The organism is Anaerocolumna chitinilytica (assembly GCF_014218355.1).
GTDB lineage: Bacteria > Bacillota > Clostridia > Lachnospirales > Lachnospiraceae > Anaerocolumna > Anaerocolumna chitinilytica.
Window position 1 is genome coordinate 3,685,663 of the sequence record NZ_AP023368.1, and the last position, 16,579, is coordinate 3,702,241.

A 16,579-nucleotide genomic window follows, 5' to 3' on the forward strand; every position below is an offset into this window, starting at 1 on the left:
GTAATCCTGCTTTGCTATGTTACAATTACTTTATGCAGTATAATTTACACTGCTGGTGCTCTGTTCCAATCCTACAAGGTTTACGGAATCTTCTTTCGCGGAATCAAGAGTTGTGTCGTTAAGCTCATCTAATCCTTTAAATACTCTATTTCTGGGCTTCTCCTGATTTTCACCGCCTGTACTATTCTGAAATCCTTGTTCCCTTTGGTCAAAAGCTGAATAAGAAACAGTAACTTCTACATTTTCAACCTTCAAACCTTGATTATTCAGGTTTTCCTTAAATGTTTGGAGCTGACTTTCAATTGCTTCTTTTGTAGTCTCAGAGCCGGTTACGAATTTGGCTGTTAAAACACCTTCTTTTGAGACAACAACAAGATTAATTTTCCCAAGATTCTCAGGGTTTAATTGAAGCTCCATAGAGGTTTGATCCGGCTTAATATTAATGCGGATAGCATCTAGTATCTGGCTGGTTATTTCTCTGATTTGCTGCGCTTTCGATAATTGATTTGTAAATAGTGCTTCTTCACTACCTGAATTTACCGCCAGATTGTGAATAAGAAGCTCGGTAGCATTTAGGTTTTGCTCTGCCTTTTGACTGCCGGTTTTGTTCTCTTCATTGGAACGTTTACTCTCTGTCTGTACTGTTTTAACTACCGTGATATCAATTTCTTTTTCTGGTTTTGCAATATCATTTACATTCGTATTTGATTCTGTTTGAATATCAGGAATCAGCTTGTTTTCCGCCGCAGCCGGTTGGGTTAATACGGAAAGCTGTTCTTTTGATATGGAGAATTGATTTTTGATGGTATCACATACATTCATCAGCTCTTTCAGTGAATTCCCTAAACCATCTTGCGTTAAAAAGGCTGACATATCCTCATTGTTACTTACCTTTAAAAGAAATTGCTTGAGATTATTAACATCGAGCAGACTAAGGGGGGTAAAACCAAGAGATTCTAATGCTTTATTAAGATCCTCTTCGGAAATCCCTAGTTTTTGTCCAACTCCGTTCTTAATCGCATTCAGAAGTTCCTGTATATTGATATTATTGATATCAATAAGCTTCGTATCCTCAGATTTCATTGAGAGATTTTTGTCATCTGAAACTGTTTCAGGTGTATTTCCTGACTGAACGACATTCTCAGCCGGCTTGGCATTATCTGTCTTCGTTTCTATTACATTGTCCTGCTTATCAGGTTTAATGGGAGTTTTATCCTGACCGGAATTAACATCATCACTCACCTTTACATCCTGCTTACTGGCATTGGCATCTTTACTCCCTGCAGTTTTCACAGTGCTGGCACTATTGCTTGCATCTGCTTTACCTGTATTCAGATTGCCGAAGATAATATCTTCGAAAGATTTTTTACCGCTGCTTGCTGTTGTTTTTGATTGTGCGCCACTTGTACGTGCGGTATACCGTTCGATAAATCCAGCTTTAACATTCTGCATCATACCTTTTCCTCCTTTCTTTCATAATATTTATACTTAAAGCAGGCAGCCTTGTTGCAACGATACAAGGCTGTTTCTACTAAAAGCCTATTTGCTATTGGAACTTGCCAACTCTGCATCCATATCTATCATCTTCTTTGTAATTTTAGCTGCCGCAGTAGGGTCCATTGCAGCTAAGATAGCAGAACTCTGGGACGCATTCATGCTAAGTAGCATCTGGGCTACAGTATCAATATCCGCTGTCATAGTCTCTAAGATTGCTGCTGCTGCATCAGGCTTCATCTTTTTATAGATATCTGCCTTTTCCTTTATTGCATTAGAATATTGAAGCTGCTCAACCACTTGTCTATATATTTCTTCTGCATTGGCAGGCTCAATACTTTCATAATATTTCTTATATTCCTCAATATTCGGAGCTTGGTCTGCAAATACTACCTTTTCATCAAATTCCTTGACTCTTGCTTCAAAAGCTTTCTCATTTTCTTCATAGACCTTTAACTTATCAATTTCAGCAGCCTGCTCCTTTGCCGTCTTTTCAGCACTGGTTTTACCTTTACTGAGGGCAGCATTTTCCTTTTCCAGCTCTTTAATTTTATCTATAGCTTCTTCCAGTGTTTTATAGGGATAATCATTTTCATATGCCAACTGTTCTTCAGAGACATCCGGAAGAATCCTGTTTACAACTGGTATATCTTTTATCAAAGGTCTTAGTACCGTAGATCCAAGCCCGTTAACATCCAATTTAATTAAAAGTGCGAACACTACTAGCCAAATCAGAATTACCAACAGTACAATAACTGCAATTACAATCTTACTGCCGACGTTCTTCTCATTCTCAGTACCTTCTGCCCCTTTGTTTTTCTTAGCCATTTTCTTTCCTCCTAATTGGTAGGATTATTGAATCGAAAACTTACCAATTCATCTATCTCTTTTCTTTCTGTCTGAGCTACTTCAAGGAAAAATATTTCTTTTGCATTGTCTTTTAGTTTTTCATGAGTCTTTCGCTCTAATATTGCTGCGTTAAGTCTTACTCTGGCAAGCTCAACCTGTTGTTCAGCTTTTTTTACATTCAATTCCTGTAATTTGATTTCTTTTTTCATCATCTCAGAAGCTTCTGTATACTCTTTTAATTTCATAATATCCAGCTTTCGCATTCTTAGCTCTTTGCTTCTAATCTGATATCCTTCCAACCTGTCTTTTAGCTCATAGAGAAGTTCTTCTTCCTTTATTAGCTTTCTGCGGGCTATTCCATAAGAAGTTTTTGCTTGATCTTCCATTTTGTACTTTATTCCTAAGATATTTTCCATCTTATAAATAAATTTAGCCATAACCCATTTTTCCTCGCTTTTCTCTTTAGGTCAGTTTAATTTAATCTTCAAACAAATTAATTAATTTATCAACAATCAAATCAAAATCAATTTTCTCATCTACATTCTGACGTAAAAATGCGTTAACAGATTCTATCTTGGATATTGCATAATCTATATTTTTATTGGAACCATTTTTATAAGCTCCAATGTTTATCAAATCCTCTGCCTCCATGTAAGTAGCTAAAACATTCTTTAATTTACCGGCAGCAGCTTTGTGCTCCGCGGCTACTATAGAGGACATAACACGGGAAATACTTTGTAAAACATCTATTGCGGGGTAATGATTCTTGTTTGCCATCTTACGCGTCAGCATAATATGCCCGTCCAATATACCTCTGGCAGTATCAGTAATCGGCTCATTGAAATCATCACCATCAACCAGTACGGTATAAAGTCCGGTGATAGAACCTGTATCTGAGTTTCCTGCTCTTTCTAACAATTTAGGCATTTCAGAATATACACTTGGCGGATAACCTCTGGAAACCGGCGGTTCACCGGAAGCCAATCCGATTTCTCTTTGTGCCATTGAAAAACGAGTAAGGGAATCCATCATTAACAGTACATCTTTTCCCTGATCTCTGAAATATTCTGCTATCGCTGTAGCAGTTTGAGCAGCTTTTTTACGAATGAGAGCCGGTTTGTCAGAGGTAGCAACAACAATTACTGAGCGCTTCATACCCTCCTCACCAAGATCTCTTTCCAAAAACTCTCTTACTTCCCTGCCACGTTCGCCAATTAAGCCAATTACATTGATATCTGCTTTTGTATTTCTGGCAAACATTCCAAGCAAAGTACTTTTACCAACACCGCTGCCTGCAAAAATCCCAATTCTCTGACCCTTGCCTACTGTTATCATCCCATCTACAGCTTTTACACCCAGAGGAAGAGCTTCATCAATAATCTTTCTTTTTAATGGGTCAGGCGGCTGCGCTTCAACCGAATACTCGGCCTCTATCATTAATTCTGAGTTGTCAATAGGTCTCCCAAGTCCATCCAAAGTTTTCCCTAAGAGATTATCGCCTACCGAAACACTTAAAGGTTTGCCGGTAGATTCAACAGTACTCCCGACACCAACACCTTCTATGCTGTCATATGGCATTAAGAGTATCCTGTTTTCGCGAAAACCAACTACTTCAGCCATAATTATCTGAGACTTATCAGATGAGGTTATGGTGCATAAATCATTCAAATTAGCTTTCGGTCCTATGGATTCAATGGTTAATCCAACAACTTTAACCACTTTACCTAAATTTCTTTCATAAGTTCGATCAAGCAGAATATCGTATTTTTCAAGATTAAACACCCAAACCTCCATTCTGCCAACACAGCTCTATAATATCATGAGGGAATTTCTATTAAATCTTTCTCCCTATCTCGGCAATAATCTACAATAAGTCCATGGAAAGAAGCATAATATCCTTCTTCAGGTTCTCCAGCTGTGTATCAAGGCTGCAATCAATAATTCCTGTTTCCATATCTATGATGCATTGGTTCTTAAGGAGATTCTTATCCAAAGCAATGTCCAGCTCTACTGTTGTTCCAAGAATTTCAATAAGCTTTGGCTTATATGCCGCAACTTCTTCATAATCTTCCTTCGATACTCTAATATGGTAGAATTTGCTGTTATCACTGTGGAGAATAGCTTTATGAAGGAGGTGTGTTATTACATTCTTTTCTCCCTCAACGATAACCCCTGTAACCTTTTCAATCACAGCCGCCATTATACTTCCAAATTCAGGCTCCAGGGCTCTGACTTTCTCTTCATATTCTTTTAAAAGCTCTGCTTTTTGCTGTTCATATTCTTTTTGTTTTTTAAGAGCTTCTTCCAGTCCTTTTTGATAGCCGTCTTCAAAACCCCTTCTGGTAGAATCTTCGTAAAGTTTTCTGCTATGGGATTTACTTTCTTCTTCTGCTATCTTTCTGATAAGTGCTGCTTCTTCTTCCGCCTTTGCAATCATATCTTCCAGGCGGTTTTTTAATTCCTCTTCACTTATCTTTTCCTCTTCGGTTCCTATTACAGTTGCTTCGATACCAGGAATAAAGCCTTCTGCCGGTTCAATTTCTTCTGTTTTAACAACATGAATCTGAGCATTATTAGCAAAATTAATTAGTCTGAACTCTTCACTTTTTTCATTTGAATCAATTACAAACTTATCTTCTTTGCCTAGTGTTACATAACGGGATTTAATAAGATTAGACAATAATCTCATCACCTCCACCTCTGGAAATAATAATCTCAGCGGAGTCCTCTAATTTTCTAATTATATTAACAATCTTCTGCTGTGCTTCTTCAACATCCTTTAAGCGGACAGGGCCCATAAATTCCATATCTTCCTTAATCATAGCAGCAAGACGTTTTGACAGGTTATTAAAGATAACATTCTGTACTTCTTCACCAGATGATTTTAATGCAACTGCCAACTCATTGTTGTCAACTTCACGAAGTACTCTCTGAATTGAGCGGTCATCCAGTGTAAGGATATCTTCAAATACGAACATCTTTCTTCTGATTTCATCTGCAAGCTCTGGCTCTTCAATTTCAAGAGTTTCCATAATATGCTTTTCTGTACCTCTATCAACAGTATTCAAGATGGAAACAATGGAATCCACACCACCCACGATGGTATAATCCTGATTAACAAGGGAGGATAATTTACGTTCCAGTACCCTTTCCACTTCTTTAATTACATCCGGAGATGTACGGTCCATTTGAGCAATACGCTTCGCTACGTCTGCTTGCTTATCCGGAGCAAGAGCTGATATAATTGCCGAAGCCTGACCTGAGGAAAGATAGGAAAGGATAAGGGCTATTGTTTGAGGATGTTCATCCTGAATAAAGTTCAGCATCTGACTGGCGTCTGCTTTTCTGACAAATTCAAAAGGACGTACCTGCAGAGAAGCTGTCAGTTTACCAATAACATCCTTAGCTTTGTCCTCACCCAGAGCTTTCTCTAAAAGCTCTTTTGCATAGGCAATACCGCCTTCTGCGATATACTGCTGTGCAAGACAAATCTCATAGAATTCATCCAATACCTGATCCTTAGTAGCAGGTGATATGCTTCTGGTATTAGCGATTTCAAGGGTTAGTTGTTCTATTTCATCTTCTTTTAAATGTTTAAATATACTCGCTGATTTCTCAGGCCCTAAGGATATTAAGAGAACAGCGGCTTTTTGTACTCCCGATATTTCTGTATTTTTTGCCATCTTCTCCTCCTTATCAACCCCATTCGTCGTTCAGCCAATTTCTTAAAAGCTGAGCAACAGCATCCGGATTCTCGTCCACAAACTTTTCTATCATCTTCTTTGCTTCCGACTTATCACTAAATTCAATATCTTCTAAGGTCTGATTTTCCTTCGTTGTTGCAAGAAGCTGTTCTACAGATAATTCTGGTTCAAGTTCTGTAACTTCAGCAGGTGCTGTTCCTTTAAATACTACAAAGACTAAAAGGCCAACAATTGCAACAGCTAAAAGAATCTGTAAATAGAAGGACCAATTCAAAGGAGTTTTTTCAGCAGGAATAAACACCGGCTGTTCATAAGCAATAATAGATATTGCATTGGTCGGTATTCCTGTTGCAAGAGAAACAGCTTTATAAACTTCATTATCCACAGTAATTTTCTTGGGATTTTTATTTGCTAAAACATATTTGTCAAAGGTTGTACCCTTCAATAAACCCTGAAGTTTTAAATCTTCTTCTTTATAAGTAACGACTTTGGTACAAACAATACTGCCTGATGATTCTCCCGGCACTACTGCACCTACTTCATATTCCGTATTGGTAACACGTTCATTGGGCAAATATTCGATTTGAACTGTAGAAGAAGAGGAACCATTATCCGTACCTGTAGTGGTATCATAAGATGTTTCATCGTTAGAATCTGTTCCCGGCGTACCGCCGCTGGTTGAACTACTATTCTTCGTATCATAAGTATAATATTTTCCGTATAGACCTTGATCCTGTCCTTCCGCTGCAATCATTTCTTTATATTGCTGGTTTACTCTATCCATATTGAGTTTCCAGTTAAACATCGGTTGAACATCGGTATAGCCAAGCTTTAACATGAGCATGTAAATATTATTATTATAGGTATTCTGAAGTTTTTCCTTATACTCCAGCACAGAATTGGCAGTTCCTGTATAAAGGTCATCCTTTCCACCGAATAAAAGATTGCCATCCTGATCTATAACCTTGATTTTATCAGTTGTTTCATTGCCAATAGCCGCTGCAACATATTCTGCTATGGCAGAAGCATTTCCTGCATCAAATTCATCTGTGACAGTAAGGGCTACGCTTGCCGGCAAATCCTGTTTCTCGGAAAGAACACTGTAAGTTGACTCTTCCGGTACATAGGTAACCTGAGCATCCTTAATCCCCTTCATTTTAATAAGGTAGTTTCTGATTTCAGTTTGTACATATAAGTGATTCTTAAGATTTCTGTCACTGTTTGTTGTACTTAAATCATTGCTTACCAATTGATCCAAAGTAAGTCCGCTTGTAGGAATATCGCTGCCGTAGACCACAAGTAGCGCATCCGAAAACTTTTTCTTATCAACATTGATGGTCATACCGTCACTGCTTAATTTATAACCGATTCCCTCATCTTTCAACAGACCTACAACAGTACTTACATCTTTTGTAGTTTCCCCTGTCATTAATTTCTTATAATCCGTCCGGTTCATCACAGTAACCAGAATGACCAGTGCAAGAAATATTACCGCAACCACTGAGATGATGATTGTCTTTTGTTTACTGGTATACTTATTCCATTGGTTAAGTAACTGCACCGGTATTTGTTTTAGTCTGTCAACCATTATACTGCTCCTTAAGTTTCATTGTTAGAATTGGAGATTCATAATCTCTTTATAGGCTTCTAATACTTTATTTCTCACCTGAACAGTATACTGCAATGATAGATTGGCTTTTTCCTGCGCAACCTGAAGGTCATAAGTATTATCAGACAACCCTAAGGCATAGGATACTTCTGCTTCTTTTGCAGCATTCGACAAGTCATTAGTTTCATTTAACATAGAAAGAGCAGATTGAAACACATTTTCAAAAGCATTATTTCTTGTGGTCTTTTCTACTCCCATATTTTCATTTTTAAATGCATTGAGATTTGATATCCCATTCAGAAGTGTAACATTCATTTGTTAATCCCCCGTTATTTTCCTACTTCAAGACCTTTTAAAGCCATACTCTTTATTGAATTAAAAGCAGTAACATTCGCCTCATAAGCCCTAGATGCATCAATCATATTAGCCATCTCTGTCACGGTGTTTACATTTGGATATGTTACATAACCATTTTCATCAGCATCCGGATGAGAAGGATCATATACCTTGTTCATGGCCGTCTTTGTATCCTCTTTGATTTCTGTTACTTTTACTCCCGAACCTGCCGCCTGACTAATCTTCCCCCCAAGAATCTGAGCAAAAGGTGTTTGCTGCCTTTCTTCAAATACTAAAATTTTTCGCCTGTAAGGGTTTCCATTCTCATCTCTTGTCGTATTTACGTTGGCGATATTTTGAGATATAATATCCATGCGGAGCCTTTGCGCTGTCATCCCGCTTGCACTTATATTCATTGCGTCAATAACGGACATCTGTTTTCCTCCTAGCTATCATATGGTGTGTAACAGAAAGTTTTAGTTCTAACAGAATACTTCTTTTTTCGGCTTAACCTTTTTGTTCTGCCAGAAAATTTTATTCCCCATAATTTACTTCCGACAGAATTTAATCTTTTCTGCAACACACTTTAATTTATTTAATACCAATAATTAAATATCCAGATTCAATCTCACGCCGCCAAGTTAACACTCTCATGGTTTCAGTGTATAACTTACTTTAGGCGTTTGATAATGCTGTTCTAATTCTACTGAACTCTTGCGTCATTGCTTCCAGCAAAGCACTATTTGTAATCTGATTTTCTGCAACATTTGCTGATTCTGTATCTATATCAACATTATTACCGTCAAGTTTATAGCTTAGATTTGCATTATCTGTATATATTGTTGGCTGAATAGATTCTAAATTCACGCTAGCTACCTTTTTGTCGAGAGTGCCTGCCCCTTGCTGTAGTGCATTAGCCAAATATGACTGAAATTCAATGTCCTGTCTTTTAAATCCCGGAGTACTGACATTAGCGAGATTGTTAACCAACAATTTGCCTCTTGTCCAAGTAGCATCGGCCGCTTTGTTTAGTATGTTTACATAGTTGAATACATCTGAATTTATCATACTTACACTCCTTTCGTAACTAGATTCAATTATAAATATATTACGACAAAAAAACAAGTTAATTTTTTGAAATTAGTACTATTATATCATATAATGTAAATTCTTCTAATACAGGCTCAGATATACTATTTAAAGCAAATTTTGCATTTTTATTTGTAGAAATCACGGGTTTTTTGACCTGACTTAATTCGACATACAGCACATTGCACAACACTAAAATAGACAAATAAAAAAACTTGCAAATTACAATAATTTGCAAGTTTAATCTTATATTTACAAACCAGCCATTCCCAGTTATCCTTTATCCAATTATTTATTTAATTTCCTTAATTCATCAAAAACAACATCATTCAGCACCTTAATATAGGTTCCTTTCATACCGGAGGAACGTGATTCAATTACTCCCGCACTTTCGAATTTTCTTAAGGCATTTACGATTACGGATCTTGTGATACCGACTCTGTCAGCAATCTTACTTGCAACCAGTATGCCCTCATTTCCTTCCAGTTCTTCAAAAATATGAATGATAGCTTCCAGTTCTGAAAAAGATAATGTACTAATTGCAGACTTGACAATCTGCACTTTACGATTTTCCTCTGCACTTTCTTCATTTACGGAACGCATCATTTCAAGACCTACTACTGTTGTTCCATATTCACTGAGAATGATATCATCCAAATCATAAGGCTTTTGGCTCTTATACAGGAACAATGTTCCCAGACGTTCTCCGGCAATATCAATCGGAATAATTATTGCCTGGTAGGTGATATCTGTATCTAATTCAAATCCAAGAGTCAACAAATTGACATTTTCCTTCGTGGACAGAATATTCAGAAGTCTTTCATTCAGCATCTGGTCAATATAACCGCCAACTGCATCCTTAATTAATTCCTTGATTTCCACAATATCTTCTCTGTTTTTAATCCCCAAAACTTTGCCTTTTTTGCTGATTACCAGAATATTGGACTCCAGAATCTCACTTAACACCTCACAGATGTCGTTAAAAACAACTTTATGAGAATTGTTATTGTGCAGCAACTTATTAATCTTTCTCGTCTTATCCAGTAATTGTACACTCATGCTATAACCTCCCAGTACCCCCCGCTTGTTGACCTGATTTTAAAATAACCAGTAAAAGTATACAAGTGATACCGGTCATTTATAATAGATAAATATTATCATACCTTTTTCATAAAAACAATAGCTTTTTCTCGTTTTTGACGCACATTTTAATTAAATTTATCTGTTTTTCTTATATTTCTCATTTATTAACAACAATAAAGCCACATTTATCATCGGAACAAACCAGACTATTGCCTTTTTCTATTAGGACATTCCCGCATTTAGGACATTTTTTATCTGTAGGTTTCTGCCATGACATGAATTCGCATTCCGGATTATTCTCACAGCCATAGTATTTACGGCCTTTTTTTGTCTTTCGGATTACGACTTCTTTTCCGCATAAAGGGCAGGAAACTCCAATTTTCTCAAGGTAAGGTTTTGTATTGCGGCATTCCGGAAATCCAGGGCAGGCTAAAAATTTTCCGTGGGGTCCATATTTTATAACCATATTTCTGCCACATTCTTCGCATATGATATCGGTTTTTTCATCCTCGATCTTAATTTCTTCCAGACTGTTTTTTGCATTGTTAACAGCTTCTTCAAGATCCGGGTAAAAATTACGTACTACTGTTTTCCAGGTAACACTTCCATCCTCAACTTTATCTAACAGAGATTCTAAGTTCGCTGTAAAATTCACATCTACTATACTTGGAAATGCTTCTTTCATTATTTTATTAACTACTTCTCCGATTTCCGTAACATACAGATTCTTATTTTCTTTCACAATATATCGTCTTGCAAGGATGGTTGATATGGTAGGTGAATAGGTACTTGGCCTTCCGATACCAAGCTCTTCAAGAGTCTTAACAAGAGAAGCTTCCGTATAATGTGGCAGCGGTTGTGTAAAGTGCTGAGCCGGATTGAAGTCCAGTAGCTTAACGCTGGAATCTTCGGTAATATCCTTAAGCATAGCATTGCTTTCGCTTTCTTCTTCTTCGGAATAAACACTTAAATAACCATCGAAGACCATCTTTGAAGCGGAGGTGCTGAATTTGTAACCTCCTCCTTCTAACTTCACATTTATAGTCTCATATCTTGCAGGTGTCATTCTGCTTCCTACAAACCTCTTCCATATTAGCTGGTACAAGCGGAATAAATCACGGCTAAGAGACTCTTTTACAATTACAGGTGTAAGATCTGTGTAAGTAGGACGGATAGCTTCATGGGCATCCTGAATTTTCTTGCTGTTAGACTTCTTCTCTTCTGTATCAGACTTATAATTTACCCCGTAGTTCTTTTCAATAAATTCTCTCGCAAAGGCATCGGCCTCTTCTGAGATTCGGATGGAATCCGTCCTTAAATAGGTAATAAGACCGATAGTCCCATGCCCCTTAACATCTATACCTTCATATAATTGCTGTGCCAGTCTCATTGTCTTTGAGGTAGAAAAATTCAGAGTCTTGGCAGCTTCCTGCTGTAGGGTACTTGTTGTAAAGGGTAAAGGAGGCTTTTTCTGTCTTTCTCCTCTTTTTATTTCAGAGACTTTGAATTTCGCATTCTTTAGCTCATTCATAATTTTATTTACTTCTTCTTCAGAAGAAATATTTTTCTTATCTGTAGAAGATGGCATAAACCTTGCTACCAGCGGCTTTTTCTCACCTTCTACCTGAAAGTTCCCTTCTAAGGTCCAATATTCTTCTGGAACAAATGCGTTAATCTCATCTTCTCTGTCACAGATAATGCGCAGAGCAACGGATTGAACACGTCCGGCACTTAAGCCTCTTTTAACTTTAGCCCATAACAGCGGACTGATACTGTATCCTACCATACGGTCAAGCATTCTTCGAGTCTGCTGTGAATCCACTAAATTTATATCGATTTCTCTTGCCTGCTTAATGGAGGATTTTACCGCATTCTTAGTTATTTCATTAAAAGTAATACGGCTGCTGACTTTTTCATCCAGTTTCAGGGTCTTTGTAAGATGCCAGGATATGGCTTCTCCTTCACGGTCAGGGTCAGTTGCCAAATATATTTTATCAGCTTTTTTAACTTCCTTTCGAAGCTTGGCCAAGAGATCGCCCTTTCCTCTGATAGTGATATACTTGGGTTCAAAATCATTCTCTATATCTATGCCAAGCTGGCTTTTGGGTAAGTCTCTGACATGCCCGTTAGAAGCCACAACCTCATAATTTGCACCTAAAAATTTTTTAATCGTTTTCGCCTTTGCCGGTGATTCTACAATAACTAGATTCATGCGCACTCCCCTATCTGAATTTCTCATTTCCTGCTTTGATAAAAGGAGATTGCATTCTCCTTTTCCTATAATATATCAGTCACATAATAATTTGCTCTTGTTTGTTTAATATAATTCTTACTTTCCAATAGAAATAACACGAAAGCCAATGTTCCGATTGGAAAACCAGCCTCCTTTGCTATGTCGTCTATATGTTTTGGGATACGACTTAAACAAGCATACACTATTTTTTCATTTGCATCAAGTAAATTATCATTTTTTTTCACGACTTTAGTAATTTTTTTACAGAGACTATTATAGTCTTCCATGATATCCTCTGGGCTAGTACATACTTTTGCTCCCATTTTCAGGATATTGTTACAGCCGTCACTAAGTTTGTCCCCCGGCCTTCCAGGAATAGCATAAATATTTTTTCCTTGCTCCAACCCATAATCTACAGTAATGAGAGAACCACTTTTCTCTCTGGCTTCTACTACTAATATCCCATCTGAGAGGCCGCTGATAATTCTGTTCCGCATAGGAAAATGAAAAGCCCTTGGTTGGGTCATGGGACTGTATTCAGAAATAATTCCTCCATTAGTTTCAATTTTTAGGTAAAGATTGAAATTTTCTACCGGATAGCAAATATCAACACCGCAGCCAAGTACTGCAAAGGTCTCTCCCTCTCCAATAATGGCACCTGTATGAGCCGCACTGTCAATGCCTGACGCAAGGCCACTTATAACTCCTGCACCTGCAATTGTTAGTTCTTTTGCAAAAAATCTCGCAGTATCAAATCCGTAATCCGAACAATTTCTTGCTCCAACTACGGCAATATTGATACGGTCTTGTGCGGGAAGCCTCCCTTTATAAAATAAACCCAATGGTGGTTCATATATATTCTTTAACTTCCTGGGATACTCCTCGTCCTCTATTGTTACAAAATATATGCTTTTCTCAGCCAGTTTAGCATAGCTTTCAGAAATCTTACTCTTATTTCGGCTTGTATCTATCCTTTGTAAATCCTTTTCATTTAAACATTCGATCCTAGAATAACTTTCCATTTTCTCACAAAAAGCTGCTTCCGGAGACACAAAAAACGAAAGAATTGCTTCTTTTTTCTTTTGTCCCAATTCAGTCATAGCACACAGCCAAAACCAATACTCTTTCTCAGTCATATTCTGCTCCTTTACTCCCAATATTTCTTATCCATGCTGCGGTAACAAATTGCTTCACTTAAGTGATTAACATTTACCACCTCAGCCCCTTCCAGGTCAGCTATGGTTCTTGCTACCTTTAATATCCTGTGATAAGCCCTGGCACTTAAATTCAGCCTTTTATAAGCTTCTTCCATTATTCTTTCTTCCTCTTTACCAAGTCTGCAGTAGACAGAGAGCATCTTAGGAGTAATCTGAGAATTAAATTGGATATTCTCCTTTTGATATCTCGATTTTTGCATCTGTCTTCCCTTTTTGATGCGTTCCCTTATCTCAGCAGATGTTTCATCTGCTGAAGTTTCATCTGCAGATATTTTATCTACTGTATTGACGCTTCCTGCACTTTTGTTAAGTTCTTTAAAATCAGTTTGCGGCACCTCAATACTGATATCAATCCGGTCCAAGAGAGGGCGGCTGATTTTACCCAAGTAATGTTTTACCTGTGACAGAGAACAAGTACACTTATTTCTGTCAGGGTAATACCCGCAATTACATGGATTCATGGCGGCACATAACATCAGATTAGCCGGATACCGATAAGTTCCGTTTAGCCTGGTAATGGTTATCTCATTCTCTTCCAAAGGCTGCCTTAATATTTCAATCGTTCCGCGGTTAAATTCCGGAAACTCATCCAAAAATAAAACACCCAGGTGAGAAAGACTAATTTCCCCAGGCATTGGAAATCTACCGCCGCCCGTTAGAGCAGTTGTGGTTATTGTGTGATGTGGTGACCGAAATGGTCTGTTACGAATCAAAGACTGATTATTATTCAGAAGACCTGAAACACTGTATATTTTAGATATTTCCAGACTTTCTTCAAAAGAGAGTTCCGGTAAAATAGTGGGAATCCTTCTTGCAAGCATAGTTTTCCCGGACCCCGGGGGACCGATTAAAAGTATATTATGCATTCCGCAAGCTGCTATTTCAATTGCACGCTTTGCCAATTTCTGACCGGAAATATCAGAAAAATCAACTTCATATGGTTCTTTTTCAGGTGCAAGTTCTTCCTGCCGCAGTATACATGGCTCCATAGGAAGAGTTCCGTTTAGATACCCTGCCAGTTGCGTCAAACTGTCTGCTCCATATACTTCTATGCCCTGAACCACGGCACCCTCTCTGACATTGCAAGCCGGAACGACACACCTTTTAAAGCCCTGTTCATAGGCCATATACACGATAGGCAGGACACCGTTAACTTTCTTTATCTCACCATTTAAACTTAGTTCTCCGATAAAAAGGGTGCTTTCAAGACTTTCTTCCGTTAAAAATCCAAGAGAAACAAGAACAGATACTGCTATGGGCAGGTCAAAAGCCGTGCCTTCCTTACGCATATCTGCCGGCGAAAGATTGATGGTTATTCGTTTGGCCGGTAAACGATAACCAGAATTCTTCAGAGAAATACGAACCCGCTCTCTGGCTTCCCGTACCTCTGAGCCAAGGTACCCTACCAGATCAAAAACAGGCAGCCCGTCACTGATATCTGCTTCCACCGTGACAATCCTGCTCTCAATTCCATGAACAGCTCCGCTAAAGACTTTACTAAACATTAAGCTCCTTTCACATCTCTCCATGTGAAGGAACATCATCCATAAGTAGTATAGCAAAATCTGGGATTGGTTACAAGTATAAACTTATTGTTGTAATATAATTATGATATAAGGACAGTTTGTGGGAATGGACGATAATTAGGGCTGTGTTCTTTGGGTTTTCTCGTTCAGGGCTCCAAATTCCACTAAAAAGCCAGAAACTATTCCTGGAAGAGAAAATGATACCAAACTCGCTGAGACTGTTTTTATAGTGGAGCGATGAGAGCTTCGAACAATGGTATCATTTTCTCTAGTCATAATTTCTGCCTTTTAAGTATCATTAGGAGTCCTTCAATAGAACCCCAAAGAACACAGCCCTAATTATCTGGTTATTGTAGTAGACCAAGATCAACATATTTATTAGAATCCCATATCTCAACTTCGTTTTCACTGCTTTACCTTTGGCAGTGCAGGCAAAAAGACCTGCCCCTCAGACAGATTATCAAGTCTGATTGATATGCAATTGCCTCAGGTATATCATCTGTTAAAAACAGTTAACCTGCTTGCATCCTTATCATTTGAACATCCTTTTACATCCTATAACTATTTGTTTAATTATAAAAATATGTTTGGAATGCGCAGAAGAATTGGGCTTACTGTTCATGTGTATTGTCTTGAGAGGTTTCTTAATGACACTTAAACGCCGGCAACTATAACTAGACAAAACAACTCCACTGTCTGAGCACAATACATAATCGTCTCTCTCAGAAGTACCAGCGAGTTTGGAGTTGTTTTGCCTGCCAGTCATAGCTGTCGGCGTTTCTAGTGGAATAAGGAACCTTGAAAACAAAACACATGAACAGTAAGTCTAATTCTTCGTCCGCTTCCACAACCTAATTCTCATCCTGTATTATTTAGAATCCAATATTTTTCTTCCTCTATTGCTTTGAATCCAATATTTTTTTCAGTTCATCCATAAAGGTATTTACATCTTTGAATTCCCTGTACACAGAAGCAAATCTTACATAAGCCACCGCATCCAGATCCTTTAGTTTATCCATCAAAATTTCACCAATGGCTGAGCTTTTGATTTCTTTTTCTTCCTTATTAAATATGGTATTTTCTACTTCATCTACCAAGGATTTCATCTGATCAACGGATATGGGACGTTTATGACAGGATCTGAATACACCTGCTTCAATTTTAGATCTGTCATATGGTTCTCTGTTGTTATCTTTTTTTATTACTACCAAAGGAATAGCTTCCACTTTTTCATAGGTAGTAAACCGTTTGGAGCATTCATCGCACTGCCGTCTTCTTCGAATGGAACTTCCGTCCTCCGCCGGTCTGGAATCAATTACTCTTGTATTTTCGTCACCACAAAAGGGGCACCTCATATTTAACCTCCTACTGCCAACACTGCCATATTAGGCGCCGGCATAAATTTGTGTAGGAAAATGCACTATGTATTTCCTACTAAT

General features: G+C 37.9%; 15 protein-coding genes. All 15 read right to left on the reverse strand.

Annotated features, from left to right (window positions below):
• Positions 1 to 30 precede the first annotated feature (30 nt).
• Entirely contained in the window at positions 31 to 1,455 is a 1,425-nt protein-coding gene (locus tag bsdcttw_RS16115; protein WP_185255865.1) for a flagellar hook-length control protein FliK, read from the reverse strand.
• Positions 1,456 to 1,539: 84 nt separating this feature from the next.
• Positions 1,540 to 2,322: a MotE family protein gene (locus tag bsdcttw_RS16120; protein ID WP_225903682.1), complete on the reverse strand. Its 783-nt coding sequence runs from the start codon at positions 2,320 to 2,322 to the stop codon at positions 1,540 to 1,542.
• Between the two features lie 11 nt (positions 2,323 to 2,333).
• A complete protein-coding gene (locus bsdcttw_RS16125; RefSeq protein WP_185255866.1) occupies positions 2,334 to 2,780 on the reverse strand; it encodes a flagellar export protein FliJ in 447 nt (148 codons plus the stop codon).
• Between the two features lie 40 nt (positions 2,781 to 2,820).
• Positions 2,821 to 4,125, reverse strand: a complete 1,305-nt coding sequence (fliI, locus tag bsdcttw_RS16130) for a flagellar protein export ATPase FliI (protein WP_185255867.1) — start codon at positions 4,123 to 4,125, stop codon at positions 2,821 to 2,823.
• 82 nt (positions 4,126 to 4,207) lie between these two features.
• A complete protein-coding gene (locus bsdcttw_RS16135; protein WP_185255868.1) occupies positions 4,208 to 5,032 on the reverse strand; it encodes a FliH/SctL family protein in 825 nt (274 codons plus the stop codon).
• Positions 5,016 to 6,026, reverse strand: a complete 1,011-nt coding sequence (gene fliG / locus bsdcttw_RS16140; RefSeq protein WP_185255869.1) for a flagellar motor switch protein FliG — start codon at positions 6,024 to 6,026, stop codon at positions 5,016 to 5,018. Before fliG ends, bsdcttw_RS16135 begins: the two co-directional genes overlap by 17 nt.
• A gap of 13 nt (positions 6,027 to 6,039) precedes the next feature.
• Positions 6,040 to 7,635, reverse strand: a complete 1,596-nt coding sequence (locus bsdcttw_RS16145) for a flagellar M-ring protein FliF C-terminal domain-containing protein (RefSeq protein ID WP_185255870.1) — start codon at positions 7,633 to 7,635, stop codon at positions 6,040 to 6,042.
• Positions 7,636 to 7,659: 24 nt separating this feature from the next.
• Positions 7,660 to 7,971, reverse strand: a complete 312-nt coding sequence (gene fliE / locus bsdcttw_RS16150) for a flagellar hook-basal body complex protein FliE (protein ID WP_185255871.1) — start codon at positions 7,969 to 7,971, stop codon at positions 7,660 to 7,662.
• A gap of 14 nt (positions 7,972 to 7,985) precedes the next feature.
• Positions 7,986 to 8,426 (reverse strand): flagellar basal body rod protein FlgC, encoded by a 441-nt coding sequence (flgC, locus tag bsdcttw_RS16155; RefSeq protein WP_185255872.1) that lies wholly within the window; start codon positions 8,424 to 8,426, stop codon positions 7,986 to 7,988.
• 241 nt (positions 8,427 to 8,667) lie between these two features.
• Entirely contained in the window at positions 8,668 to 9,060 is a 393-nt protein-coding gene (flgB, locus tag bsdcttw_RS16160; protein WP_185255873.1) for a flagellar basal body rod protein FlgB, read from the reverse strand.
• 309 nt (positions 9,061 to 9,369) lie between these two features.
• Positions 9,370 to 10,140 carry a GTP-sensing pleiotropic transcriptional regulator CodY gene (codY, locus tag bsdcttw_RS16165; protein ID WP_185255874.1) on the reverse strand — a complete coding sequence of 257 codons (771 nt, stop codon included), beginning with the start codon at positions 10,138 to 10,140 and terminating at the stop codon, positions 9,370 to 9,372.
• Between the two features lie 181 nt (positions 10,141 to 10,321).
• Entirely contained in the window at positions 10,322 to 12,382 is a 2,061-nt protein-coding gene (topA, locus tag bsdcttw_RS16170; protein ID WP_185259843.1) for a type I DNA topoisomerase, read from the reverse strand.
• 59 nt (positions 12,383 to 12,441) lie between these two features.
• Entirely contained in the window at positions 12,442 to 13,533 is a 1,092-nt protein-coding gene (gene dprA, locus bsdcttw_RS16175) for a DNA-processing protein DprA (protein WP_185255875.1), read from the reverse strand.
• An 11-nt stretch (positions 13,534 to 13,544) separates the two neighbouring features.
• The gene (locus bsdcttw_RS16180) at positions 13,545 to 15,119 is read right to left on the reverse strand and encodes a YifB family Mg chelatase-like AAA ATPase (RefSeq protein ID WP_185255876.1); all 1,575 of its coding nucleotides are present in this window, start codon (positions 15,117 to 15,119) and stop codon (positions 13,545 to 13,547) included.
• Positions 15,120 to 16,036: 917 nt separating this feature from the next.
• The gene (nrdR, locus tag bsdcttw_RS16185) at positions 16,037 to 16,495 is read right to left on the reverse strand and encodes a transcriptional regulator NrdR (protein ID WP_185255877.1); all 459 of its coding nucleotides are present in this window, start codon (positions 16,493 to 16,495) and stop codon (positions 16,037 to 16,039) included.
• Positions 16,496 to 16,579 lie beyond the last annotated feature (84 nt).

Coding starts and splice junctions, on each gene's coding strand:
- bsdcttw_RS16145 (WP_185255870.1), bottom strand. CDS start 7,635: ATGGTTGACAGACTAAAACAAATACCGGTGCAGTTACTTAACCAATGG.
- fliG (WP_185255869.1), bottom strand. CDS start 6,026: ATGGCAAAAAATACAGAAATATCGGGAGTACAAAAAGCCGCTGTTCTC.
- codY (WP_185255874.1), bottom strand. CDS start 10,140: ATGAGTGTACAATTACTGGATAAGACGAGAAAGATTAATAAGTTGCTG.
- bsdcttw_RS16135 (WP_185255868.1), bottom strand. CDS start 5,032: ATGAGATTATTGTCTAATCTTATTAAATCCCGTTATGTAACACTAGGC.
- fliE (WP_185255871.1), bottom strand. CDS start 7,971: ATGAATGTTACACTTCTGAATGGGATATCAAATCTCAATGCATTTAAA.
- flgB (WP_185255873.1), bottom strand. CDS start 9,060: ATGATAAATTCAGATGTATTCAACTATGTAAACATACTAAACAAAGCG.
- bsdcttw_RS16120 (WP_225903682.1), bottom strand. CDS start 2,322: ATGGCTAAGAAAAACAAAGGGGCAGAAGGTACTGAGAATGAGAAGAAC.
- nrdR (WP_185255877.1), bottom strand. CDS start 16,495: ATGAGGTGCCCCTTTTGTGGTGACGAAAATACAAGAGTAATTGATTCC.
- bsdcttw_RS16180 (WP_185255876.1), bottom strand. CDS start 15,119: ATGTTTAGTAAAGTCTTTAGCGGAGCTGTTCATGGAATTGAGAGCAGG.
- flgC (WP_185255872.1), bottom strand. CDS start 8,426: ATGTCCGTTATTGACGCAATGAATATAAGTGCAAGCGGGATGACAGCG.
- bsdcttw_RS16125 (WP_185255866.1), bottom strand. CDS start 2,780: ATGGCTAAATTTATTTATAAGATGGAAAATATCTTAGGAATAAAGTAC.
- bsdcttw_RS16115 (WP_185255865.1), bottom strand. CDS start 1,455: ATGATGCAGAATGTTAAAGCTGGATTTATCGAACGGTATACCGCACGT.
- dprA (WP_185255875.1), bottom strand. CDS start 13,533: ATGACTGAGAAAGAGTATTGGTTTTGGCTGTGTGCTATGACTGAATTG.